The organism is Bradyrhizobium sp. AUGA SZCCT0182 (genome assembly GCF_018130185.1).
Lineage (GTDB): Bacteria > Pseudomonadota > Alphaproteobacteria > Rhizobiales > Xanthobacteraceae > Bradyrhizobium.
In genome coordinates, this window is sequence record NZ_JAFCLY010000005.1 from 207,621 (window position 1) to 233,245 (window position 25,625).

At 58.7% G+C, this 25,625-nt stretch carries 18 protein-coding genes; 9 read left to right on the forward strand and 9 right to left on the reverse strand.

The features are described from left to right. Window positions 1-18: 18 nt before the first annotated feature. The 9 genes from JQ611_RS08385 to JQ611_RS08425 form a co-directional block, all read right to left on the reverse strand. Window positions 19-1,794: a serine/threonine-protein kinase gene (locus tag JQ611_RS08385; protein ID WP_212465172.1), complete on the reverse strand. Its 1,776-nt coding sequence runs from the start codon at window positions 1,792-1,794 to the stop codon at window positions 19-21. Window positions 1,795-1,798: 4 nt separating this feature from the next. Then, window positions 1,799-2,593 (reverse strand): PP2C family serine/threonine-protein phosphatase, encoded by a 795-nt coding sequence (locus JQ611_RS08390; RefSeq protein WP_212465173.1) that lies wholly within the window; start codon window positions 2,591-2,593, stop codon window positions 1,799-1,801. Window positions 2,594-2,626: 33 nt separating this feature from the next. Further along, complete coding sequence (tagF, locus tag JQ611_RS08395) at window positions 2,627-3,301, reverse strand: type VI secretion system-associated protein TagF (RefSeq protein ID WP_212465174.1); 675 nt, start codon at window positions 3,299-3,301, stop codon at window positions 2,627-2,629. Between the two features lies 1 nt (window position 3,302). Then, window positions 3,303-6,857 (reverse strand): type VI secretion system membrane subunit TssM, encoded by a 3,555-nt coding sequence (tssM, locus tag JQ611_RS08400; RefSeq protein WP_212465175.1) that lies wholly within the window; start codon window positions 6,855-6,857, stop codon window positions 3,303-3,305. Between the two features lie 24 nt (window positions 6,858-6,881). Next, on the reverse strand, window positions 6,882-8,087 hold the full coding sequence (gene tssL, locus JQ611_RS08405) for a type VI secretion system protein TssL, long form (protein ID WP_312011914.1): 1,206 nt from the start codon (window positions 8,085-8,087) through the stop codon (window positions 6,882-6,884). Between the two features lie 359 nt (window positions 8,088-8,446). Beyond that, a complete protein-coding gene (tssK, locus tag JQ611_RS08410) occupies window positions 8,447-9,784 on the reverse strand; it encodes a type VI secretion system baseplate subunit TssK (protein ID WP_212465177.1) in 1,338 nt (445 codons plus the stop codon). 58 nt (window positions 9,785-9,842) lie between these two features. Continuing rightward, window positions 9,843-11,258: a type VI secretion system-associated FHA domain protein TagH gene (gene tagH / locus JQ611_RS08415; RefSeq protein ID WP_212465178.1), complete on the reverse strand. Its 1,416-nt coding sequence runs from the start codon at window positions 11,256-11,258 to the stop codon at window positions 9,843-9,845. A gap of 11 nt (window positions 11,259-11,269) precedes the next feature. Beyond that, on the reverse strand, window positions 11,270-11,833 hold the full coding sequence (locus JQ611_RS08420; RefSeq protein ID WP_212465179.1) for a DUF6931 family protein: 564 nt from the start codon (window positions 11,831-11,833) through the stop codon (window positions 11,270-11,272). A gap of 7 nt (window positions 11,834-11,840) precedes the next feature. Beyond that, window positions 11,841-13,688 carry a type VI secretion system Vgr family protein gene (locus JQ611_RS08425; RefSeq protein WP_212465180.1) on the reverse strand — a complete coding sequence of 616 codons (1,848 nt, stop codon included), beginning with the start codon at window positions 13,686-13,688 and terminating at the stop codon, window positions 11,841-11,843. 284 nt (window positions 13,689-13,972) lie between these two features. Between JQ611_RS08425 and JQ611_RS08430 the strand changes: the two genes are divergently transcribed. From JQ611_RS08430 to JQ611_RS08470, 9 genes are all read left to right on the forward strand, one after another. Next, window positions 13,973-15,304, forward strand: a complete 1,332-nt coding sequence (locus JQ611_RS08430; protein ID WP_212465181.1) for an ImpA family type VI secretion system protein — start codon at window positions 13,973-13,975, stop codon at window positions 15,302-15,304. Between the two features lie 120 nt (window positions 15,305-15,424). After that, window positions 15,425-15,958, forward strand: coding sequence for a type VI secretion system contractile sheath small subunit (gene tssB / locus JQ611_RS08435; protein WP_212465182.1), 534 nt, complete (start codon window positions 15,425-15,427; stop codon window positions 15,956-15,958). A 14-nt stretch (window positions 15,959-15,972) separates the two neighbouring features. Further along, on the forward strand, window positions 15,973-17,475 hold the full coding sequence (gene tssC, locus JQ611_RS08440) for a type VI secretion system contractile sheath large subunit (protein WP_212465183.1): 1,503 nt from the start codon (window positions 15,973-15,975) through the stop codon (window positions 17,473-17,475). A gap of 53 nt (window positions 17,476-17,528) precedes the next feature. Beyond that, window positions 17,529-18,014, forward strand: coding sequence for a type VI secretion system tube protein Hcp (locus JQ611_RS08445; protein WP_212465184.1), 486 nt, complete (start codon window positions 17,529-17,531; stop codon window positions 18,012-18,014). 143 nt (window positions 18,015-18,157) lie between these two features. Next, window positions 18,158-18,664: a type VI secretion system baseplate subunit TssE gene (gene tssE, locus JQ611_RS08450; protein WP_249133022.1), complete on the forward strand. Its 507-nt coding sequence runs from the start codon at window positions 18,158-18,160 to the stop codon at window positions 18,662-18,664. A 5-nt stretch (window positions 18,665-18,669) separates the two neighbouring features. After that, on the forward strand, window positions 18,670-20,637 hold the full coding sequence (gene tssF / locus JQ611_RS08455) for a type VI secretion system baseplate subunit TssF (protein WP_212465185.1): 1,968 nt from the start codon (window positions 18,670-18,672) through the stop codon (window positions 20,635-20,637). After that, window positions 20,601-21,644, forward strand: coding sequence for a type VI secretion system baseplate subunit TssG (tssG, locus tag JQ611_RS08460; RefSeq protein WP_212465186.1), 1,044 nt, complete (start codon window positions 20,601-20,603; stop codon window positions 21,642-21,644). The genes tssF and tssG overlap by 37 nt, the downstream gene beginning before the upstream one ends. 96 nt (window positions 21,645-21,740) lie before the next feature. Further along, window positions 21,741-24,383 carry a type VI secretion system ATPase TssH gene (gene tssH / locus JQ611_RS08465; RefSeq protein ID WP_212465187.1) on the forward strand — a complete coding sequence of 881 codons (2,643 nt, stop codon included), beginning with the start codon at window positions 21,741-21,743 and terminating at the stop codon, window positions 24,381-24,383. Between the two features lie 202 nt (window positions 24,384-24,585). Further along, window positions 24,586-25,065: a hypothetical protein gene (locus JQ611_RS08470; RefSeq protein ID WP_212465188.1), complete on the forward strand. Its 480-nt coding sequence runs from the start codon at window positions 24,586-24,588 to the stop codon at window positions 25,063-25,065. Window positions 25,066-25,625 lie beyond the last annotated feature (560 nt).

Below are 25,625 nucleotides of genomic sequence, written 5' to 3' on the forward strand. Positions count from 1 at the left end.
AATGGAAAGTCATTCGAACTATTTCTGAATCGTGACGTACCGCGCTGAAGCGTTGATGTTCAGGTTGGTGCGTTGCGCCTCACTGAGGACTTGGAGGAAGAACTGGTCCGCAGGCGTCGGCCGTGGCTGCCGCAGCGAATCGAGCACGCGCGGTGTAGCAACCGCCATGATCAGCTGAGGCACGTTCGATCCAAGTCCACTTTCGGAACGCTTCATCTCAATGGAGAAGGAGAGCGCATCCGTGCCCGGCCTCAGGTAATATGACAAGTTCTGGACCTGCCCGTCCTCTGAGACCAGTAGCAACTCGACAACCCTGTTGGCGAAATTCTCCACATTGCCGGTGAGAGTTTCGTTGGGCCGGATCTTCACCGATCCCAACGAGATCCTAGGTGCGCGCGCGACATCCCCGCGTACCTTGTTGAGGAAGGTGATTGCAGGACATTGCGGCGGCGTGACCAGACGAATTCCGATCGATGCTTCGAACCCTTGGCTTTTCTTGAACGATCTGTCCAGGGCCTCGAAGGCCGTCGTGGAGGCTCCAAATCCTTCGACGACAGCAGCGCTCGAGCCAACCGCGACCGGCATGATGAAGAAGCAATCCCCGCCATCATACTGTTGGAGGAAGCGACGGGCGAGATCACTTTGGGCTGGACTGTCCGGCGGTTTGACGCCGATATCCTTTGACGTCTCTTTGGACGTAAGCCCGCCGTCGGGAGGCCGCGATGCTGTCTGCCCTTGCTTCAGCGCCGGGATGGGGGGCGGTGCAACCGCTATCGTGGCGTTCCAGATGAAATAGTAATAGGCGGCTGAGCAGGATCCGACCACCAGAAGCCCCACCGCAGCGAGCGCGGCGTAACGGACCCAGCCGCGTTTCGGCTTCGGCGTTAGCTGAGATGGCGCTGCAGGCTTGCTGGGGTGCTCCAATTGCCCCGGCCAGATGATCTTGGGGGCTGTGCCAATATCCCAGTTTTCGATCTGAGCCATGGTCGGCCGGTCTTTCGGATCCGGCTGAAGCATCTGTTCGAACAACGGACGGATACGCGCGTCGATGGCTCCGAGATCGGGGAGGCGTCGGCGTTTTTCGACAAGCTGGAACTGGGTTCCTCCCATGTCGAGCTTTTGGCCAGTCAGCGCAAAGAACAGCACGAGGCCGAGGCTGTAGACGTCTGACTGTGCGGTGACGTCGCCGCTGTACAGACCGATCTGTTCGGGTGAAACGTAGTTGTGCTTGCCGGCAAAGCCGGACCCGATGATGGTGGCATCCGCAAGCTGAGTCGAGCGCGCGATCCCGAAATCAATAATCTTGGCGCGTGCGACGTCGCTTCTTGGGATGATTATGTTGTCGGGCGAAACATCGCGGTGAATGATGCCCCGCTCGTGTGCGGCCTTCAGGCCGGAAGCTACGCGCTTGGTAAGGCAAAGCAGTGCTTCGAGGGTAAGGGGTTCTTCGTTCACAACGTCGGCCAGCGACCGACCGTCGACATATTCCATAGCGAGATAGGGACGTTGGAGGACCGGCTCGACTGTGAAAACGAAATAGCGAACGATAGCGTCATGCATCAAATAGTGAAGAGCTGAAGCCTCTCGCCTGAACAGTGCGAGCGCAGCCTCGTTCGATGCCATGTCAGGCAGCAGCATCTTGATGGCGACGGCTGTTCCGGTCTGGATTTCGTGACCTTTGTAGACCTCGCCCATACCGCCGGCGCCGATCATGTGATCGATTTCATAGATTCCGTTGAGCCGCGTGCCGACACCGACGCCATGGTTCGATTGGAATGGATCGTTGGGTTTCACCTCGTCACTCCCAAACGTCCGTCGTCGGCAAGCCTTCCGCAGGACTTACCATCGCGCGATCGTCGGACGTCATCTTGCGCAGTGGCCGGATGACAATGACCGTGACATTGTCGTATCCGCCCCTCTCCAAGGCAAGGTGGACCAGGGCCTCGCAAGAGATTTGTGCGTTATCAGCGGAAACCTGCCGGAGTATCTCCTCATCCGAAACGTGCTTGGTCAGGCCGTCACTGCAAAGAACAAAGACGTCGGACTCCTCAAAGGCGCCCGTGACGATCTCAAGCTCCGGCTTCTCATGAACGCCGATGGCCCGGGTGATGACGTTTTGTGGCCAATTCCGTGCTTCCTCCGACGTAATAGCGCCGCTCGCAACCATTTCCTCGACCTCGGTATGATCACGGGACACCTGCCTCACGACGCCGTGGCGCACCAGGTACAGCCGGCTGTCCCCTGCCCATAGGCAGGCATAGTGATCCTCCGAGATCAGCAGAATGGCGACCGTCGATCCCATGAGGCCTCCACTGCGCTGGCGACTCACGTCGATGATTTTGCGATTGGCCTCTAAAACCCGGGTCTCGGTTTCCTCAAGGAGTTGCAGCGCCGTCGTCGCATCCGAAATTCCGTCGAGAGCCTGGATGACCAGTTGGCTGGCCAGGTCTCCGGCATCATGGCCTCCCATGCCGTCGGCAACAGCCCAGAGGCCGACATCCGCTCGCGCCAGCAACGCATCTTCGTTGCGTGGCCTCACATTCCCAGGATGGGTCATGGCGCCGGCATCGAAGATATAGGACGATCGATCCATCTGCGCTCTTACCTTCAGGCACAATCGGCAAGCTTAGGTAGGCTTTCCGGTCAGAATAGTCGAGTAACGGAACGGATCCAGCAAACCCCGAGATGCGAGCGCCATGGGCGGGAAATCACCGCCGCCTTCGGTCCACCAGAAGCTCGCCGCGGCTGAGGTTGCATGATTGTTCGCGCGCAAGGCTGTTATTGCGGTCTGAAAGGATCTGCCAATGGAGAAGATGCCAGTGATCGTGTCGCCAAGTTGCAAAAACTCGCCAGAGGCGTTCACCGTTGGCTCGACGCGTGGTACCGGCAGGGCGTCGAGCGCTGCGGTGATCTCTTCGAACGATCTTTCCCTGTCCAGCGTTGAAAGCAAGAACGCTTCGGCTGTAGCAAACCAAGATTCCTGGGCGTCGAGGTCCGGCGGTGGGAGGGAGAGGGCGGATTCCGCAACGGCTAACAATGTGAGGGGATAATACCGGCCGACCCCATCGACCGACGGCATGAAAACTCCCGTTACTGTCGAGCCCGACAGATCTGCTCCAAGCCAGAACCGCCACAGCGGTGCAGTCAGATAGGCGCTTTGCCAATCCTGGCCAAGCTGATGTTGGCTTGCCGACATGCAGGCCTGCATCCAAGGCTCCCAGACTTCGAGGAACTTACGTGGCGTCGCTAGCGCAATAAAATCGCGCTTGGCGGAGAGTTTGCCAAATAGACAGCACCGCATCCTACAATCCGCTCGGGCATCGAAACTCACGCACGGCGCTGAGATTCAATGGATTTTTGATAGAGCCGGTGGTGATCTGATACTTGAGCTCGCGGCCGGCCACGATAAAGGTCGCGGTCGCCGTCTCGGCACGTGCCGACATCGAGCCGGCTTCGAGCAAGCGGAATAACGACCATGGACCGGTGCGCTCGAGAATCGAGGGCTGGCCCGACGAATCATTCGTGACGGAAATGGCGGTCCTCATCGAAGGACCGGGCCATTGCACATTGGTTGGCGGATTGTTCACGGGCTGAGCGGGAGCGGGCTGGGAGGATAGGAAGCCACCACCCGGGGGTTGGGGATTCGGGCTCATAATCGTTGTTCCGCCGATTTCGATTTTGGCGCTTGCACCCGGTCCGGTGATCACGGGAGGCTGCACAGCCAATGCGACGGCAGGTTGGTTGCCGCCGGTTTGAAAGAAGGCGTCACGAATATAGGCTGCGCGCTGGAATTGCTTGAGCGATTCGGCCGACAGTGTGCTGCCCACTGGACTCTCCTTCCGCCAGGCCCATTCTGGTTTTGATGTGTCGGCATAAGGCGCCAGCGACTGCGTGAAGAACTTGTCGAGTACGCCGTTCGGACTGAACAGTTTAGAGAAGTCGCCCAGGGGCACTTCTTGGTTGCTGCCGCGGACGAACGGGTAACGGTTCAGGACGATTTGCTGGCATGCCGGGGTGACCTGGTCGCGCAGCATTACCTGCAACTGTCCTGCCGTGGCCGAGGCCATATCAGTTTCGAATTCGGCCGCCGCCCCTCGCAGCATATCGGAGAACGGCGGTGGTACACGCGATGCGTTATTTTTTAGCGCGGCAACCTGGTTCTGAAGGGCTGCCGTCGCCTGCGCGGTCAGTAATGGATTCTCGGTGATCAGCGTCAGGCTCTGCGCGATATCATTAAGGTTGGCAATGATGGAATCGATCGGCCGGCGCGTGCTGTCGCCTTCTAGGACCAGGTGGTACGGCTTGAACTGCGATTCAATTTTGGCGCCGGGCGGCCCGTCCTGGGTGTTGAACAGAAGCGCGATCGTGGCGGCTTTGGCACCTGCCTTGTTGTCCTGTGTGGACGCAGTCCCCGCATTTGCAGGCTTGGCTCGCTCGCGAGTGAGCATGGTTTCGTCGCGCATTGATTCCAGGATGAGGCGAAGCGGGGATGTCGGTGCGGACACAGCTCTAAGCGCTTGATATTTCGGCTTGTCGGCGAGCAACTTCTTCATCCTGAGCTTGGACAACGCATTGCGCCAAGCGGCGATGAAGTCATTGCCATAGAGATCGAGTAGGTTGCTGGCGAGGTTCTCGTATTGTTGGTTGAGCGCGGCCTGCTCGCCGGCCTCGCCCAGGACCCACCGTTCCTTTTTCATGCGATCTGACAGATCGGCGAGCTTGACGATAAACTTGTCCTGAAACCCGTCATAGGTGAAAAACGCCGGCACACTAATGCTCTCGAGCGCTTGACCCTTGTCGCCTTCGAAAACGTTCGCGACGTCGAGCCCGCCCTTGCGCGCGACGTTCCAATCGTTGCTCTCCGCGCCGCGCCCCTCTGATTTTAGTAGCTGGTAAGCACGCTGCGCGACGCTGAGGCGGGCCAATGTTTTCTGGGCTTCGAGAACGAGTCGACCGTCGAGCTCGACGAGCGGTGGATCCTCCCTTTCCAGATCGAACATCGCGATCAGATGTTCTTCTAGAAGCTTCCGCCCTTCTGCATTGGTTGGTCCGGGATAGAGGTTCTCGGCCCAATCGCGCTGCATCCAAGATTTTATCAGCTCCTTGTCCTCCGGATGCTGGCCACCCAACATCATGTAGACCTTCAAGGCCTCGTAGACAAAGCCGCCGTCGGCGATGCGCCCGTTCAGCTGTTCCTCAAGACGATAGAGCAGCCGTGGCCTGAATAGTCGTTCAAGCGCGGTGTGATAGGCAATCTCGGAAGAGGATTGCAGCCTGTCCCGCTGACTGAGACCGAATTCTGCAGATCGCGGCGTCGGGACCTTTCGCGTGCCGTATCCGACAGGCGTGTTCCGCAATTGATGCAGCAGGGGAAGCACCTTGTGCAACTCGCGATCGTCGATCACGGTCTGCTTCAAGAGGGGAGCGGCCGCGGAACTGTATTCTTCATCAGCCTGCTCGTTTTGTGCGATTAGGGCACGGTTCTGCTTGTAGCTAGTCAGCCAGGCCAGACCTAGTCCGACTGAGATGAGGCCGATCAAGCTGAAGGCTGTCGTTTTCAGGATCAGCGCCCGTCGGATGGCAGCCCAATCGGTAGAGACCCAGTCTGCCTCACCTATAATGACCTTGGAGATCAGATCCGTGAGAAAGAAGCTCTTGCCCGTTCCTGAATGGCTGGTGGAGGCGATCTGTTCCGCGCCGAATGTCCGAGCAAGCGATCCTACCAGTTGATCGATGGGGGTGCCCTGCTGCGTACCCGAGGTGAAGTAGAACCCGCGGAGCGTGGCGTTGACGTGGTAGCGCGTGGGCTCGAATATCTGCGTGAGAAAATTCGAAACGGTGGTCTTGAGGCGGGCCATCTGGGCAGGGAAGCCGAATAGCGATACCCGGTTGTTCGGCGCCGGCTCTTCCTGAAGGCGATCGATAGTCTCCTCGCTCAACCATTCGAGCAATTGGTCGAATTGGGTGGCGACCTCGCTGACCATGTTCTGCTTCTTGTTAGCGGTCTGAAACGTCGCGCCCCACACCTGACGGCGCCCCGTCTCATTTAGATAACTGAAGTACTCGGTGAACCCTGCAACGAGGTCGGTCTTGGTAAACAGCGCATAGACTGGAAAGTCTACCTTCAAACGCTGATGCAGATCGAGCAATCGTGCACGAATGGCGGTCGCATGCGCGCTGATTTCGGCGGCCGATAGAGTCAAGAGGTCCTCGACGCTGATAGCCACGATCACGCCGTTGATTGGTTGGCGCGGACGATTCTTCTTCAAAAGATCCAAAAACGAGAGCCAGCTCTGCTTGTCGGACCTGGCATCGGAATCCTGCGTGGTGTAGCGTCCGGCGGTATCGATCAGAACCGCCTCTTCGGTGAACCACCAGTCGCAGTAGCGGGTGCCGCCGATGCCAGCAACTGCTGCCGGAGTTTGGCCGTGCGCGAGAGGGAATTTCAGACCGGAGTTCACGAGAGCCGTTGTCTTGCCCGAACCGGGCGGTCCTATGATCACATACCAAGGCAGATCGTAAAGATAGCCGGATTTGCCGCTATTGGCGGTTTTCAGGGTTGCGAGCGCATCCTTCATCCGCTCCTTGAGAAGTGGCTCATCGTCGATTGGCCCCTCCTCGCCGGCGATCCCGTCGGCGATCTTCTGCGCCCCCTTTTGCCGCTTGTAGAAGGTGAAGCCGCCAAGACCTGCAGCCGCCGTCATAAGCAGCAGAATTACGATGTCCCGAATGATGTAATTTTCGAGAGGACGCCAGTCACCGATCGCGATCAACGGTCCTGCAAAATACACAACGGCCGAGAGCGATCCGAGACCGATTCCATAAAGAACAATGCGAATAATCTCCTTCCCCAGCATCTTTTGGCCTTCTTGAACCCTTTTCTATTCGCTTCGAGCAATCGAAATTTCGACTCGCCGGTTGTTTGCGCGGCCCTCGGAAGTGGAGTTCGTGTCGATAGAGGCATCCGCCGCCTTGCCTTCGACCTCGACACGCGCCGGATCGGACAGGCCCTGCTTCAAGACTGCGGCGACCGCCTTGGCCCGCTCAAGCGATAGAACGTAGTTTGACGCAAAGCGCGTGGTGCTGATCGGAGTGTTATCGGTATGGCCCACAACGCGAATCTTGCCGGGCTCTTTCTCGAGCGTAGCCGCAATTCTGGCGGCGACCGGCTTGAAAGCGTCGAGCACCGTAGCCTTGCCCGAGTCGAACAAGATCAAATTGCAGACGCGAATCACGATGTAAGCGGCAGTCTGATCAGCCGTCATCTTGCACGGTGTGTTCTCCTTGGAGAGCGCGTTACGGATCCGTTGAAGTTGCGTAAGCCGCTCTGGGGTCGTAGGCGGAGGCGGCGGAGGGGGCGGTGGTGGCTGCGCGACGATCTTGCGCTTGAGTTCGATCTTGTCGGACGGATGCAGCGAGAACGCGAGTTGTGCTGCCGCTTCCGAGCCAGACGTCAGCCGGGTCCGCAGTGTGATGAAGCCCGCCAAGAGCAGCGCGGCGGCGACCGATGCGACGAGCCAGACCGGAATCGAAATACGCACTCGCCTGCCTGACAGAGCCTGGCCGCGCCAATGCGGTGACAGATCACGCATCACGCGGGGGCGAACCTGACGCAGCAGTTCGTACAAGTTGCGCTGAATCAATTGCAGGCCCGCCGGTCCCGCCGCCGAGGTGCGGTGCATGCCCTGGAACCCAAGGGCAAGGCAGGCGTGCTGAAGTTCGAGAACGGGATAGTTGGTTAGCGGATCGGTTTTGAGACGATCCAGTATCTCGAAGAATCTGACGCCGCCGACGCGCTCGCCGAAGAAGCGGCTCAGCATGCTGTACTGCGCCCACACGTGACGATCCTCCGTCGGAATATGCTGAACGATATCGTCGGCTGTCGCGCAGAGAATATATTTGGCTGTATTGGCCTGTTGTCCGGAAATGCCAGCAGAGCGGATGTCCCTTTCGAAGAACTGGATGGCATCGGCGACCTGCTCCATCAGGCTGGCAAAGGATGCGCGCAGAAGTGCTACGCGGAGCCGACCCAGGACTTGGAGCAAAGGTCCGGCAGCTCGCATGATAGGGTTTGCGTTCGGCGCCACAAGATCATCGACGCGCAGTACCGGGGCTGATGGCAGCTCCGGACGCTGTAATTGTTGGTTTTGCGATGAGATCCAGTCCTCAGTCGCCGGCGTCGTAGGAGCGGCAGCGGAAGAAGGATTGGGAGCCACCACTGGCCCAGCCGGCTGCGGGACGGGTTGGTATTGAGATGCCGACGGAGGCTGCGAGGACGGGCTGTCTGTAAGCGGCAAAGGAGAGAACGGGCTGCGTGCATTTTGACCGGCCGAAGGATCAGCGGAGGGATAGGTTGGCGGATTGGCAGGAAGTCGTCCCCCAGGATTGGGACGTATGATGGTCCGCTCGCTCCGGCCGAATGGGTTTACTGGTTTGTCCCTTTCGCTCATCGCCGATCTTCTAAGATTGCCCAGAGGTAAAGTTCCAGCTCAGGCCAGTCTCCCGAAAAATGCATGCCAATTGATGCAGCGTTGCTGAAATCAGGCCAGAGCGCCGACTTCCTGTCCAAATAAAAATAGACGTGATCGGTGATTGCTCGAATGTGGGGGGGGGGTGTTGGCAGATGCACAAGCGGGATGCCGGGCAAGTTCGCGTGCACGATTTCGTTCATTTTGGTGCTCGGCCCTACCTTGAACAGGTGAGGGAAGTCGTTCTGAATTTCGACCAGCGGACGGCGGGCTGCCACCTCCAGGACGAATGTCGCGTTTCGGAATAGCGAGCGGTCACGGATCGGGGACACGAACGCGTTCTGAGCGCGCTCGATGACTTCGAGACGAATCGCCCTGCGCCCCAGCCGCGCACCCAAGAACTCCTGGATGTCACGAACCAGCGGCGCGAAGACAATCTCCAGATTGTCGTGATCATAGGGTGGATAGTCGCGTGCCCTGCGCTCCGTCGTAGCAAAGGTGGCCAGCTCTCCCGCCAGGCGCAGTAGCTCATCGTACAGGCGTTCCGGATGGACGTAGCCGGAACGCTGTAAATGGATCAAGGCCGGGATCTGCCGATTTAGCAGTTGGAGGACGAAATAGTCCACGCTCTGCAACCCGCCTCCCGAGGATGGGTCGACGGCATATCGCGCCAACTCCTCCAGTTTGGCTTCGATCCATCCGATGATCCGGTTGAGCCACCCATCAATGACCGGATGGGCCGAACACACGAGCATCGGCGGGACGAACCGGTCATCAAACAGAACGTTCTTGTCGCGCACTTCAAGAATGCGAGCGATAGCAAGTCCCATATAGCCGGGTTTGGCCGTCTTGCGCAGCTCGAAGGAGAGGCGCGGCAGTGCTATTTCGACTTCTTCTTCAATCCTCAAAGACGATGTGGAGTCGATGAACGTTTCGGCAGATCGTATGTATCGACTTGCACTTTCGGCGGCGAGCTCGTCGACCTCGCGGGTGTTCGGCGCTGCAACTGGCATCATCAACCAGGCGATTTGCCCGGCGGCCCCGTCGGGGACGTCGATCGCGTCTGGAATCGGGCTGTCACCCGGAATGTCAAAGGGCGTTCCGTCCGACATCATGCCGCTGGCAGATCGTACTGCGAATTTGCTTTGCTGTGCCAGGTCCTGATCTATCTCGAGCTGGTTGAAACCCCACGGGTACGGCGTGACGTGACGCACGCGTTTCTCTATCAGATGCTCCAGATAACGATCGTTCTGCTGGAGGTGATGCGGGCGTAGAAACAACCCCTCCGACCAGAAGACCTTGCTGTACCACGACATCTTAAAATCTTCCGTTCGGCATCTTTCCGAGCCTGACTCGGGTACGAGATCATAGCCACTACCGATTATCTTTGTCGTAATAATCTGCAAAGTGGAGCATAAACGCCTCGACAGCGGCCCCGGGTTCCCGCCCCAGGCTCGCTTTCCATCGCGTAACGAAGGCATCCCATTGGCGGCTCTTCCGCGATCTCAGTTTGTCTAGCGTCCCCTCCTGCTCGGCGACGCCCTTTGTGATTTCAGCTGGGTCGAAATCGGCGACCAACATGGATACGGCATGTTGCATTGCGGCATAAGTTTTGAGCTGATGGAACTTCAAATCGGTGAAGCCCTGCTCGAACGCCTTGCGAGCCTCCATGTAGCTGTGGGTCTTGGGACCGAAGAGGATGCGCATCGCGTCCTCGGCTGTGGGCGAAAACTTGAGTGGGTTATTCTCGGTCGCTTGGATCGTGGTATGCGTGGTGCTGCGGGTTAGTCGTTTCGCTTCGTTGCGGGCCTGCAGGAGCGACATCAAGTTGCTGACCGATATCCGCATCAGCCCCCCGAGCTGCTCCGCTAACTGGCCCGTATCCTTGCCGTCGAAAAAGTCTTCGGGAAGCGCCGCTGCCCGAGCAACCCTGTGCATGAAGTCTTGGCCATCCGCCTGCGGGTCCGAACCGCGCGGCGTCGGTACTTGATCAGCTTCGGCGCTCGGCAGCGGCTCTATAGATAGCCGTCTCCTCGGCGAAACCTCGACAGTCTGCGTCTGGGGGCCAGCCTTAGCCTGAGCCCCCACGAACGGGTTGCTCTCCGGCTCTATCCGCTCCTCGTCCTTCCAGATTGGCCGGCGGGGGGTTGCGAGCGACGAGGGTCTTTCGACCGGGGCATTCGAGCGCGAGGTTGGTCCGCTCGCCCAGTCCATATCGGGATTGGGATCGACCGGAGGTGCCGGCGACCTCGATCGTGCAGGCCTGACCTCGGCCTCCGGTACGCTTGCCGCCCAGTCCAGAAAGTCCGGACTCAGAGGGCGAGCCGCTTCGTGTGGCGCTCGAATCTGATATCTGTCGACCGGTGGCGGCGCATCCCGGTCCATATTCCATAGTTCCGGATAAGCTGCATGCTGCTGGTTGCTTTTTGCTTGCGCGGACACTTGGCCTTTTTGGAGCGGCGATCGTCCGTCCTCGCCAATTGCGACCGCAACGATATAGTGGCCGATGACGAGACGATCACCATCCTTCAGCTGATGGGGGCTCCGGACACGTTGGTCCGACCCGTATAGGAAGGTCCCGTTGGTCGAGACGTCGTGCAACCAGTAGCTGTTATCGCGCCAGTGAATTTCGCAATGCTTGCCGGAAATGAACCGGGTCGGATCAGGCAGCGTCCAATCGAGATGCTGATCCCTGCCGATATCGATCGAGCGACCTCCGGACAGGCTGAAAGAGACCGGTCCGCCGTCCGGTAAGCTCGGAACGTTCTCAATACTAAGGCGAAGGGCCATCAATATTCCTGCTACAGAGGCGAGCCCTGCCCACCGCTGGCAAGTTGAATACCATCATGCAGGCACGCCGTCATTACCCGTTGTTTTTCCTCAGGAACGATCCTTGACAGCGCAATGAACATAGCCACGCGAACGGCCTTTGGGGTCTGCTCCGGGTCGGCTGGCGCATAACCCATTTCTTCGGGGACGACGCTGCCCCCAGACCAGCCCGCCGCCAGCGCGACCCAGGTCGCCGGCGATTTGACATCCCCCACTGTGCCGGCGGACAGCGCCTTGCGTCGGCGGGGTTCCTCCGGATCGGTAATCCATGCCTCGGCGAAGCCCAGCAACCTTTCCTCGTCCGCCCGCGGCGCCGGCATCATTCGACGTACGGACCGGCTTGCCCAGGCTACGGCCGCCCGGCGTGACAAGAGATAGGCGCAGAAGGAAATGGCGGCCTGCCATTCTTGATCGCCGACGAGACACTTGAGGAATTCCAGCGAATTCAGATCCTCCTTGGCTGCCCCGACGTCGGAGGCGGCTGAGGGAAAACTGTCGAAGAGATCGCGAACGGTCGCGAAGCGTACATGGCTCATGGTAAGTTCAGTTGATGTTGACCGGCGTTCCCTGGACAGTCATCGGACCGATTGACTTGACGTTGATGGTAGGAGCTTCAATCGTAATTCCGGATTGCTCGAGCAGTATCTTACTCGCACCGACCTTGAGTTCGATGCTGATATTGGCAGTCACCGTGATGGTCTGCTGCACATCGATTGTCTGATCCTTCGAAATCTTGACGTGCTGGCTGCCATTCTTGATGTCGAGTTGGTCGTCACCGTTCTTTAGCGTGGTATCGCGGGAGGTGCCGCTACCGAAGGTCTCACCGATGGTCCGGGTCTCGGCATGGCGGATAACGAGATCGTAGTCCTTCTCGGCGTGGAGCCCGATCTTCTCCGATCCCTTTTTGTCCTCGAATTGCCACTCATTGTAGCCGCCGCTTCCCTTGGTCGAGTCGGACTTGATGCCTGAAATCGTCTTGTTACTTGGGATCTCGTAGGGCAGCTTGTATTCGTCGTTATAGACGGTGCCGATCACGAGCGGGCGGTCGGGGTCGCCTTCCAGAAATTCGACCACGGCCTCTTGTCCAACGCGCGGAATGAACTGTCCGCCCCAGCGCTTGCCAGACCAGACCTGGGCCACCCTGAGCTTGCAGGAACGTTTCTTCTTGCGGTCCCAGTGGAAGCGGACGTAGATCTCGCTGAGAGATTCTGCATCGATTTCTTCGTTCGAGTTATCGTCCTTGGTAACGACCTTTGCGGTCTGGATGCCGTGAATCAGCGGCTTTGGGGTGATGATTGGCGCGCGGAACGGTCTGTCGCTGGGCAAGAACTCGTATGCGCCATAATAGATTTGTTCATTTCCGGCGCCGTAGCTCCCTGTGCGATAAGCTTCGGCCAGGAACGAGTGGCTCGAACGGACGATGAGGTACTCGATATTCTGCGACGATTGGCCATGGTCCTTCAGTGTCGTCAGTGTGCCAGCGAACAGGTTCATCGCATCGCCGTTGCCGTGACGGCGGTGGTCCAGGGCCTGTTCCGCTTGCATCTGAATCTTCGCATAGCGCTCGCCGTCGGACTTCTCTTTGTACTTACCGGGGTAGTCGTAGAACTCCATGTTGGAACGTTGATAGCTCTCCGAGGCTTGGGCATCGCTCAGCATCTTGGCGCTGGGCTTCTCGTAGTTATAGTCGTTGAGCTCGAACTTGCCAGTCCTGAACCGTCGCTCGGTGGTCCACTCGTAGATATGCTGCTCCTTGCTGCGGTCCGGCGTGGTCAAGGGAATGAAGGGAATCTGGGCAAGTCCAGGGGCAGGGGCGTGGGAGGACTTCGAGTCCGCAAGCACGAGCTTATGCTTGCCGCCCTCGTGCTTGAAGAAGTAGTAGATGCCATGCTGCTCCATCAGCCGGCTGACGAAGCTGAGATCCGTTTCTCGATACTGGACGCAATACTCGAGCTTAGGGCAGGAACCTTCTTCCGTCAGCTTCGATTCATAGTCCGTGAATCCGCGGTCGTCGAAGACCTCCTTGATGATGTCAGGTGCCTTCTTGTCCTGCCAAATACGGCAATCGGTCGTTCGAGATAGCAGCCACAGCCAGGGACGGAGGACGACGCGGTAGGTGAAATAGTGGTCCTTGACGCCCAACCATTGGGTCTCGACCATAATGCCGTTGAACTCCCGCTCCTTGCCATACATTTTGAGTTTGAGGCTGCACTGCTGACCGATAGCCTTGTCGAAATCAAGGTCCGGATCCTCGCTCAAGCACTCAAAACGATACTCGAAAAGTTCGCTCAGTCCCTCGGTGCCATCGAACCGAACCAGCACCAAGACGTCCTTGCCAAGAGGCGTCGTGAATGCTCCGATTCGAGAGTCCTGTTTGAGAGCGCCGCCCATTTAAGACTTAGGCTCCATGACTTGTACGTGTGCCTGCCGGAGAACACGCGAATCCCAAAAGCAAACGTTAAGCATATCAATATGACTTTGGCGTCTGTTTTACCCGAACCCCGTAGGCCAGTAAATGCGCGTTTCGCGGCGACTTCAAGCCGAGAAGCGGAGGAGCCGCCCTTAACGACTTTTTGGTGTCGCGCTTGCTGGAGGGCGGATTGGGTGCCATGATCGAACGCCTATAGTTAATTTTATCCCACTGGCGGACGGTGCTCAGTTGCGGATTGCGATCGATGGTTGATCTCGATCTTTTGGTGAAGCCCATTTCGGGCAACAGTCCCTGTGGGCCTGATCTCGACCTTGAGGGCGATATTGCCTATCTTAATTTCTTTGCTTCTACTGAGCCGCTACTGCCTAGGTCCTATTTCGAGGTTCCCGACGCCGAGGGTAACAGGAAGCGCTTCGATCCCAACTCGATCAAGTTCGATGAGGAGCTTGCTAAGGCCAAGCCGCTTCTAAACCGCACACGCGATCTTCGGTTGACGGTCTTTCTGGCGAAGATTGCCATTCTGTCGCGGGATCTCGAGAGCTTCGCGCGCTGCCTGGAAGCCGTGGCAGTACTGCTCGAACAGCATTGGGACGATGTTCATCCGCGCATGGAGGACGGGGATCTCTCGCACCGCCAATTCGCGATCGAGGCGCTGGACGCGCTTACCACCGTTGTCATCCCTCTCCAATTTCATCCACTCTTGAACAGTCGCCGCTACGGTTGGATCAGTTACCGAGCCTGGCTGATCGTCAAAGGTGATGCACCGCCACGCGACGATGACATCGTCCTTGACCGAGGTGGCCTCGCGCAGGTTATCGCAGGAGCCGACCTTGAACAGATCAAGTCGATGTCGGGGCGCTTTTCCTCGTTGGCCGCGACCTTAGGAAGTATCAAGCGGATATGGAACGAGAAAAGCCAGTCGCCGGAAGCGCCTAGCCTGGGACAGCTCTTTGGCCTGGTGACCGGAATCAACACCTTCCTGGCCGATGTGATCCAGCAGCGCGATCCGACAGCCGTGGCGAAGCCCGAATTCGCGCAGGACGCTGAGGTGGGCGAGGTGGCCTCATCTGCATCCGCCGCAGATGGGGCTCGACGCGTGAATTCGATATCGGATGCTGCGGCTGCGCTTGGAGCTGTCGCGACCTATTTCCGGCAGTCCGAGCCGTCCAGTCCTGTCCTTCTTTTAGTGCTTCAGGCCCAGCAGATGCTGGGGAAATCCTTCGTCGAGGCTCTACGAATGCTGCTGCCCTCACATGCCGAGACGGCGGTCATCAATATCGGAAAGGACAGGTTTTTTGACCTATCTATCGAGCGGATGGCCGGTCTGCTCGAAGAGGGAGCTCTGGCGCCGACGCAGGCCCTGCCTGCGCAGCCGGTTGCACTGACGGTGACACAGCGCGGCCAGGCGCTTGCCCTTCTTGAGCAAGTAGGGGCCTTTTACCGTGTCGTCGAGCCGTCCAGCCCAGTACCCTATCTGACGGACCGGGCTCGCGAACTCGCCCAACGGGACTTTCTCAGCCTGCTTCGCGAGGTGTTGCCCGAAGGGACGCTGAGGGCGCTTGATAATCAAGGCTAGCGATCCAGAGCCTGCCCACGTTGACGAGAGGTCCGTTGCGAGCTAGCCTTTCGAAATAGTACACACGCATTGCGCTTTAACTGTGTTACATCGGCAATTAGCTGGTTTCAGGGGAAAGCTATGGCGACTGACAGTGGCCAGAAATTTATTCGTCGCAATCGCGCGCCGCGCGTCCACATCACCTACGAAGATCCTTATGACGCCGAGCGGCTAATCGAGCTTCCTTTCGTCATGGGAGTGCTCGCTGATCTCTCCGGCAATAATTCGTCCGTCGAGAAGCCGAAGATCGAGGAACGCAAGTTCCTTGAGTTCGACATGGATAATTTCGAAGGCCGGATGGCAGCCATTCAGCCGGGGATTACGATGCGAGTGGCCAACAAGCTCGGCGACAATCCCGATGAGAAGATGTCAGTCAGCTTAAACTTCGACAAGATGGCGGACTTCTCGCCCGTTGCGGTTGCTCGCCAGGTTCCGGCTACCCGGAAGCTTTTGGAGGCTCGCGAGCAATTGGCCAACCTCTTGAAATACATGGACGGCAAGGCGGCCGCGGAAGACCAGCTTAGGAAACTTCTCTCGGATCCGCAGCTGATGGCCGCTCTAAAGGAGCGGGCGACCGCGGTTGGAGAGCCCAGCTCCGAGCCCGACAAGCAGTAAAGGAAGTCGTGCACATGGCGACGGAAGCGAGCAGAAGCGAGGCGGCTACACAGGTCCAAGTCAAAGAGGCGGACGAATTTGCTTCCCTGCTGAAGCAAAGCTTCAAGCCGAGGACCGAGCGTGCGGCTACAGAGGTCGAGAATGCAGTCTCCACGCTCGTTACTGAGGCCCTGAAGGATACGACTGTCATCAAGTCGGACGTGCTCGACACGATCGAGGAGATGATTGCCCGTCTGGACCAGAAGCTCACTGCTCAGGTCAACGAACTTATTCACGCGCCAGAATTCCAAAAGGTCGAGAGTGCATGGCGCGGCCTTCACTATCTAGTCTTTAATTCGGAAACCGACGCGAATTTAAAGATTCGGGTCATGAACGTCTCGAAGACCGAGCTCTACAAAAACTTGCGTCTCTATCCCGACGCGCGATGGGATCAAAGTCCACTATTTAAGCAGATTTACGAGTTCGAATTTGGTCAGCTCGGCGGAGAGCCGTTCGGCTGCCTGATCGGCGATTATCACTTCAGTCATGCGCCTACGGACGTCCAGCTCCTTCGCGATCTCAGCAAGATCGCAGGTGCCGCACATGCCCCCTTCTTTGCGGGAGCCGATCCGAACCTGATGGGGATGGACTCCTGGACCGAGCTGTCCAACCCGCGCGACATAGGCAAAGTGTTCGACACACCGGATTATGCTGCGTGGAAGGGTCTCCGGGACCAGGACGATTCTCGCTATGTGGGCCTGTGTTTGCCGCGCGTGCTTGCACGTCTGCCCTATGGCGTAAAATCGGAGCCGGTCGAAGAGTTCGCCTTCGAAGAGGAGACTGACGGGCACACAGGCGACAAATACGCTTGGATGAACGCCAGCTATGCAATGGGCGTCAACATAAATCGCGCGTTCAAGGAATATGGCTGGTGCACGCGAATTCGCGGCGTGCAGTCCGGCGGCGAGGTCGTTAACCTTCCGACCCATACCTTCCCGACCGACGACGGTGGCAAGGACCTGAAGTGCCCGACCGAGATCGCGATCAGCGACCGGCGCGAGCATGAACTTGCCAAGTCCGGCCTGATTCCGCTGATCCACCGAAAGAACACTGATAAGGCGGCTTTTATCGGCGCCCAGTCGCTTTACAAACCGAAGAAGTATTTTGGTGAGAAAGGCGTGGACGCCACGGCATCCGACAATCTCTCCTCGCGACTGCCCTACATGTTCGCCGTATCGCGGTTTGCGCACTACCTGAAGTGCATGGTGCGCGACAAGATCGGCTCGATGAAGGAAAAGGACGAGCTGACGATCTGGCTCCAGACGTGGATCAACGAGTACGTCGATCCTAACCCGGCGATGTCGTCAGAAGCCATGAAGGCGAGAAAGCCTCTGGCGGCCGCAAAAGTGGAAGTGATTCCCAACGAGGAGAATCCCGGTTACTATAACGCGCGGTTTTTCTTGCGACCCCACTTCCAACTCGAAGCGATGGACGTCGGGCTCAGTCTCGTGTCGCGTTTGCCAGGCCCTGCGTCCTAATCACCTTTCTTAATTTGTTGACTGACAGACAGTTTGCCTGAAAGGAAAGTCATATGGCCGTTGACATGTTTCTGAAGCTTGACCCTATCAAGGGCGAATCGGCAGATCAAAAGCATAAAAACGAGATAGACGTCTTGAGCTGGTCTTGGGGTCTCAACCAGACCGGTAGTCAGCATCACAGCGCGGGCGGCGGTGCCGGCAAAGTGACGGTGCATGATCTCCATTTCACCCATTGGGCCGACAAATCCACGGCGTATCTGATCAAGGCGTGTGCGAAGGGCGAGCACATCGCCAAGGGCGTCCTCACCGTACGCAAGGCAGGCGGGCAGTCGGCCGTCGAGTACATCAAGATCACGATGGAAGACGTCATCGTCAGCAGCGTGACCCCGGGCGGAACGCACGGAGATGAGCGTTTGACGGAGAATATCAGCCTGAATTTCCGGAAATTCAAGTACGAATATACCGCTCAGACCGACAAGGGCGGCGCGGGTGAGACCGCTCAGTTCGGCTGGGATGTTGCCGGCAACTCCGAGACGTGAGCCGACGGTTCGGCTTGGTTGATGCCTGCCGCGCGGGACCTCGTGTTCGGAAATTACCCGCTCGAGAGCTGGCTCTGGAGCCGCATCGGAGGGCAATTGAAATGACGAGTTCGGCCAAGAAGGATCGTCTTAGCCCTCCGCTTATGCTGGCGTTTCGCGCCGCCTATGCCGAACGAGATGCAAAGACTAAGGTTGATCTGAGGAACGAGCACGGAGAGCGTGTAATTTCCGGCCGCCGCGCGTCCGGGAGAGCCCCGATCTCCGAATCGGTGCTGCGCAAGGAAGTTGCGCGTGACCTCGAAGCGCTAATGAACACGGTGGCGCTTGAATCGACCGAAGACCTGACGAATTTCGAGCATGTCCAGAAGTCAATCCTGAATTATGGCTTTCCGGACATTGCGCATCGCTCGATTGACGAGATCTCGGTCGACGATCTCGCCGAAGAAATTCGAACGGTCTTGTTGCGCTATGAACCTCGCCTTCACCGCGACTCGGTTCGGGCTATGCGGGACACGACGGTGCGTGCGGAAGAGCTGAAACTTCGGTTTCTGGTTCACGCGGACCTGCGCTGCGATCCAATGAATATCCCGGTCGAGTTCGTCGCTGACGTCGACCTCGACAGCGGCGGTATCCAGATCAATCGGCTTTAGCGACGATGGATCGCGAATTTCTGGATTTGTACAATCGCGAGCTGGCCCTCTTGTACGAGCAGGCCAGCGATTTCGCCGAAGAGTATCCAGGAATAGCTGAGCGGCTTGGCGGCTTGGTGCGCGAGCGCACCGATCCGATGATTGCCGGATTGCTGGAGGGCACTGCGTTCCTCGCCGCCCGGGTCCAGCTCAAGCTGCAGCACGAATTTCCCGAATTTACATCCAATTTGCTGGAGCAGTTGGTCCCGAATTTCCTTGCGCCGACGCCATCGGCAATGCTGGTGCGTGCGTTGGCACCGTTTGCGGATCCCGCATTGCGGGAGAGCAAACGTTACACTCGCGGCACCTATTTTGACGCAACCTATCGCGAACGCGACCGCAGTCTCGCGTGCCGATTCAGGCTGTGCTCGGATATCGTTCTGTGGCCATTCGACGTCCGGAGCGCCGAATACTATCTGACGGCCGGGCCTATGCAGGCCCTCGGCATCTCGGTCGAACGTAACGCGATCGCTGGATTGCGGCTTTCGCTGACGCACCGTATGGCCGCGCGGATCGAGGACGAGATCTCCGACGAGGAGGCCCGGAAAAAGCCGGAATACTGGTTTTCCGGCTGCCGCACGGCCGAGTTGCCAATTTATCTGTGTGGGGCCGAGGACGATGCAATCGCACTATACGAGCAGATCATCGGTAATTGCGTCGGCGTCTACTTTCGTTTTCTCGACGACTACGGCGATCCCGTTGTGCACCGGATGCCCGTCGACTGTCTGAAGCAAGTCGGTTTCGACGAAGAGGAATCGTTGTTCCCCATCGACAACCGTGTTTTTCGCGGCTCCGAACTGCTCCGTGAATATTTTATGTTTCCGCGCAAGTTCTTAGGCTTCAAGCTGACGCGACTGCGCGATGTATTCCCCCGGTTGCATGCGAAATCGATCGACATCGTGATTGCCTTCAGCGAGCAGAATTCACGGCTCTCGGCAGCGGTCGAGCCGAAGATGTTCTCGCTGTACACGGCGCCAGCCATCAACCTGTTCGAAAAGACAACGGACCGGATCGCGATCAGGTCGAATACCCATGAATACCACGTGGTTCCGGATCGCAGTCGCCATCTGGAATATGAGGCCCATCGGGTCATCGACGTTTATGCGCATCTTCCCGGGGTGAGGGAGAAGATTCCAGTGCGGCCGCTGTACTCGGCCGCGGTCGATCGTAGGACGAGTTCCGTTGAGGGCATGTACTACACCGTTCGCCGCCTGCCGCGGCGCCGGACTGTGGAGGAGAAGGCCTATGGCACCGTGTCCGACTATACCGGCACGGACTTGTTCATTTCCCTGCTTGAGCCAGGAGAACTGAGCGGCCGCACTGCGGCCGCCGAGCTCAGCATGAAGGTGCTTTGCTCGAACCGACATCTCCCAGAGCAACTGCCCGTCGGCGCGGGTGGTGCCGACTTCCATCTCTTGGACGACGTATCGCTTGGCCTCGTTTGCGTCTCGGGACCCACGCGTCCCCGCGAACCAATCGTGGCGCAGATGAGGTCGCGCAGCGAAATCGCCAGTGTGGGACTTGTTAGCTGGCGTCTCATCAACATGCTGAGTCTCAATTACCTAGGCGTGGTGGAGCGGGGCGCCGGCAAAGGCGCCGCCGCGCTTCGCGAGATGCTGACGCTGTTCGCGGATTTCGTTGAGGACGCGACCGAGCGGAAAATTCGTGGAGTGCGTAGCGTCGACAGCCGGCCGGTGGTACGCCGCATTCGTGAGCGCGCAGGAAGCGGCGCAGCGCGCGGGCAAGAGATTTCTGTGCTTTTCGATGAAAAGGCATTCGAGGGCAGCGGCATCTTCCTGCTCGGCGCGGTCCTCGAGCGCTTCTTTGCCGAATATTCGGGCTTCAACTATTTCACGCAGACTGTCGTCTCTTCGACCGAACGAGGCGAGATCATGCGGTGGCCGCCTCGCATGGGCATGCGGAGGGCACTGTGACACTGTTCGACGAACTCGCAGCCGAGCCGTGGCGGTTCGATTTCTACCACGTGCTGCGCCAGCTCGAGAGGGCAAATCCACAGCTCCCCCGAATCGGGCAGAGCGCGGCCCGCCGCGAAGAATACGTGGATCTCGGTCAGAATCCCTATCTGGAATTCCCGGCCTCCAATCTTGAGAAAGCGACGGTTCGGGATGGCCGGCTTAAGCTGATGGTGAAATTTCTCGGCTTTCTCGGGCCGCAGGGTGCGCTGCCGCTCGCGACCACCGACGAGAGCCTCGGCTGGCTCATCATGCGGGACGATGCCTTCCCGCGATTTCTTGATCTGTTCAACAACCGGTTTCTACAACTGTTCTTTCGCGCCTGGGCTGATGCACGCCCCATCGCGCAACATGATCGCCCAAGCGAGGATCGGTTCTTCGCCTATATCGGCTCGGCTATTGGACTAGGGACGGATCCACTCCGCAATCTTGATTCGGTACCGGACATTGCCAGGCTCGAATTTGCCGGCCTGATCGCGCCGAAGGCCAAGTCCGCCTCGCGCCTTGCGCGCTTTCTGCGGGGATTGTTCGGTACCAAGATCGAGATCGAGGAGTTCGTGGGATCCTGGTTAAGCTTCGATCCCAGCGACCGCACGGCTCTCGGCCAAAAACATGCTGCCCTGGGCAAGGATCTTCTGATCGGATCGAGCGTATTCAGCGTGGAGGACAAGATCAGAATACGCCTCTTTGTGAAAGACTTCGCCCAGTACGAGCGTTTTCTTCCTGCCGAGGGCAGCGACTTGGCAAGGCCGCTCGCCGACGCCGTTTTCTTTTATATCGGCGACGAGCTCGATTGGGATGTCGAGCTGGCCATCCCGTCGGGAGAGGTGAAACCCGTCAAGCTCGGCATGACCGGGCGGCTGGGCTGGACCAGCTGGATCTCCCCGAACTGGACTTCTACCGACGAATACCGGTGCGACGCGCGGTTTCGCTTCACAGAGCGGCTGAGGAGGACTGCCAGTGCGTAAGGCCGGCCATCCGAGCCTCTGGACAAGCAGGCTCTCCGGCGCGAAGCTACTGACGTTCTTTGAGGTTTTCTAGAGATGTGATTTCAGGAGGGGTACTTGACCGACATCAGCTTAGAAGCGGTTACGGGCAAGCTGAACCGTACCGGATATGATGCTTTCATCAAGGCCCTGCGTCACGCCAAGAGCGCCGGCAACCGCAACGTCGAACTGGCGCACTGGCTGTTTCACATTCTCCAACAGGACGGCAACGATCTCAGCCTGTCTGCCGATCACTACAAGATCGATCGCGCACGGCTGATGTCGGACCTTGCGGGCGTCATCAACGGGTTCCGCAAGAACGAAACCGACATGCCGGGCGTTTCGAACTCGGTCGTGGACGTCCTGGATCGCGGCTGGCACTACGCCACGCTCTTCTTTGGCGAGACGCAGATTAGGACCGGGCACATTCTCGTGGCCGGGCTGAAGTCGAATGATATTCGCCGCGCTCTCAACAATCTCTCGAAGGAATTCGCCAAGATCAATGTCGATGCCTTGGCTGCGGAGCACCGCGCGGTCTGGTCCGGCTCCGAGGAGGAGAATCTCCAGCCAATGGATGGTTCGGGCCTGCGCGCAGCGGGCACGCCGGGTGCCGAGGCTGCCAGCGGACCGAAGGGCACCACGCCGCTTGACCGCTATTCGCAGGATCTCACCGCCAAGGCCAAAACCGGCGAGATGGACCCGATCCTCGGCCGTGACAACGAGATCCGCCAGCTCATCGACGTCTTGATGCGACGCCGCCAGAACAACCCGATCCTGACCGGCGAGGCCGGCGTCGGCAAGACGGCGGTCGTGGAGGGCTTTGCCCAGAGGATTGCCGCAGGCGAGGTGCCTCCGCCGCTCAAGAACGTCCGCCTCTGCGCGCTCGATATCGGGCTCATGCAGGCCGGCGCCTCCATGAAGGGCGAGTTCGAGCAACGCCTGCGCTCGGTCATCGACGAGGTGCAGGGCTCGCCGACGCCGATCATCCTGTTCATCGACGAGGCGCACACCCTGATCGGCGCCGGTGGATCGGCCGGCACGGGCGATGCCGCCAATCTCCTCAAGCCTCCGCTGGCGCGCGGCACATTGCGGACCATCGCCGCGACCACCTGGTCGGAATACCGGCAATATATCGAGAAGGACCCGGCGCTGACCCGCCGCTTCCAGCCGGTCCAGGTCGACGAACCGGACGTCGAAACCTGCTGCGTGATGTTGCGCGGCATCCTTGGCCCGATGGCGAAGCACCACAAGGTCCGCATCTCGGATGCCGCGATCGTCGCCGCCGTCAACCTTTCGCATCGCTACATTCCCGCCCGCCAGTTGCCGGACAAGGCCGTGAGCCTGCTCGACACCGCGGCGGCGCGCGTTGCGATCAGCCAGAGCGCGACGCCCGCGATGATCGAGGACACCCGCGCCAGCATTGCTGCGCGCGAGGCGGAACGCTCAGGGCTCGCCAGCGACACTGATCTCGGCGTCGACGAGAAGGAGCAGATTGCCGAGATCGAGACGGACATCGCGGCGCTGAGGGACAAGCTCGCAAATCTCGAGTCCGAATGGGTCCGGGAGAAGTCACTGGTTGACGAAATCCGCAGCATTCGCGAGATCCTGGCCGAGCCGAAGGACGAACCCGATCTGGACGGCAAGCGGTCCGAGCTGCGGACGAAATTCGACGCGCTGGAAGCCATTCATCCCGAGCAGCGGATGATCTATGCACATGTCGACGAGCAGTCGGTGGCCTCCGTGGTGTCCGACTGGACCGGTATCCCGGTCGGCCGCATGGTCCGCGACGAGATCGAGACGGTGCTCAAACTGCCGGAAATCTTGGGCCGCCGCGTCGTCGGACAGTCGCATGGCCTTGAGATGATCTCCAAGCGCATCGAGACCAACCGTGCCAAGCTCGACAATCCGAACAAGCCGATCGGCGTGTTCATGCTCGCCGGCCCCTCCGGCGTTGGCAAGACCGAGACCGCGCTCGCGCTGGCCGAGACGCTCTACGGCGGCGAGCAGAACATGATTGTCATCAACATGTCCGAATTCCAGGAGGCGCACACCGTCTCCTCTCTGAAGGGCGCGCCGCCCGGCTATGTCGGTTATGGCGAGGGCGGCAGGCTCACCGAGGCCGTGCGCCGCAAGCCCTACAGCGTCGTCTTGCTCGACGAAGTCGAGAAGGCCCATCCCGATGTACACGAGATCTTCTTCCAGGTGTTCGACAAGGGCATCATGGAAGACGGCAACGGGCGTCGCATCGATTTCAAGAACACCCTGATCATCCTGACCACCAATGTCGGGACCGAGATGATCATGGGCCTGTCGCGCGATCCGAAATACCGCAACGCGCCGGAAGAGCTCGCGCAGATGCTGCGTCCAGAGCTGCTCAAGGTGTTTCCACCGGCGCTGCTCGGCCGCATGGTCGCGATCCCCTATTATCCGCTGTCAGACAGCATGCTGGGCGGCATCGTCCGCCTCCAGCTCGACCGCATCGGCCGCCGCATCCGCGACAACCACGACGCCGCGTTCTCTTACGATGATGCTGTTGTCGAACACATAGTTTCGCTGTGCAACGACCCGGATTCCGGCGGCCGCATGATCGACAACATCGTCACCAACACGCTGCTGCCCGCGCTGTCGCGCGAATTCCTCAACCGGTCGCTGGCCAAGGAGGAAATCAAACAGGCAAGGGTGGGGACTGCAAACGGGATTTTCGTTTATGCGTGGGAGTAGTCTGATCGAAACCGAATTCCAAAATCTTGCGGAGCTACGTTCCGATTCGCGCGAATCGGATCAATCACTCGAGGGACGGTTCATGACAATGCTCGAATAGGTCTGCCCAGATTCAGCTCTGCAGAAGTAGTACGCGTTTCTTAAGCGTGGCTGGGATTGCAGAGCCTTGTCCGGTCCAGCCTAGCGGCGAATGGAGGCTATCTTGTCTAAGAGCGATCCGGGAAAACTTAAGAACGCCGTAGATGACGCACTCAAGTTCATAGATCTACTTAAACGAAATAACCATGAGGTTCCGCCTCAAATAGAGATAATCCTCAAGGCAATGAGAGAAGGTGCCGAGATTGGAATGTCCGCGGAAGAGGCGTCTCAGCACTTTGCACAATTTTTAAAGGATATGGACCGAGAGTGTAAGCTGAGTGAACAAACGACTGGTGAAGACCCCTATGTGTGTCTCGCAAGAAGGGACAGAACGGAGGGCTCGCTTGGTTATGCTGGAAGAGTCAATGCGGTCTTAAATCCGCACAACCCGGTATCAGTCATTGCGATACACTGGAGGAAGAAGACGCGTTCGGGATGGGCATGCGTGTGGGATGAAGTTAGAAACGGTAGTCCATCCGGCTTATACCGCAAATGCTTCATCAAGGAAGGGAGCCTTGGACATCTACCCAAGAGCAGTCCTTAGGCTCTTAGAGGAGTCATTAGATCGAGGGACTGCCGGAGCACTCTCATTTCAAAATTCTGCCATGAACGCAGTAGCGCTTAAGTTGGCCCGCGTTCTCACCTCTCTATCTGGCTCTAACTCAATCATTTTCGCGAGGTCGGAACAGCCGTTGATGGTGTATTCGTCGGAGCCGGGCTTTTTGCAGGCGCGTGGCGATCTTGCCGCTCGCATTTTCTCCAGCAAAGCCTCGGCCGCTACGGCGTCATTAATAAATTGCCTTCGGCGTTCAAGTCGAGCTTGAGGTACGTTTCTCCATGTCTCTCGGTTTCCCCGAGCGCTTGCATCATAATGGTTCAGCTTTCGAGGCAACGGGCCGCGGTCAGAACCCCTGCTTATTCAGGAACTGAATCAGGTCGTTGGTTGCTTCGCGTCGAAGCTTCTCGGTGCCTCCCCCGACATGGGCGCGCCGATGGTCATGCAGTGCCGGCGCTACCAGTCAAACACGTCTGCCGTTTTCAGAACGTTGGGCCTTGAGCGACGGCCATCGTGATCGCGCCGTTCTCTTCCTGAAAGCCCTTGGA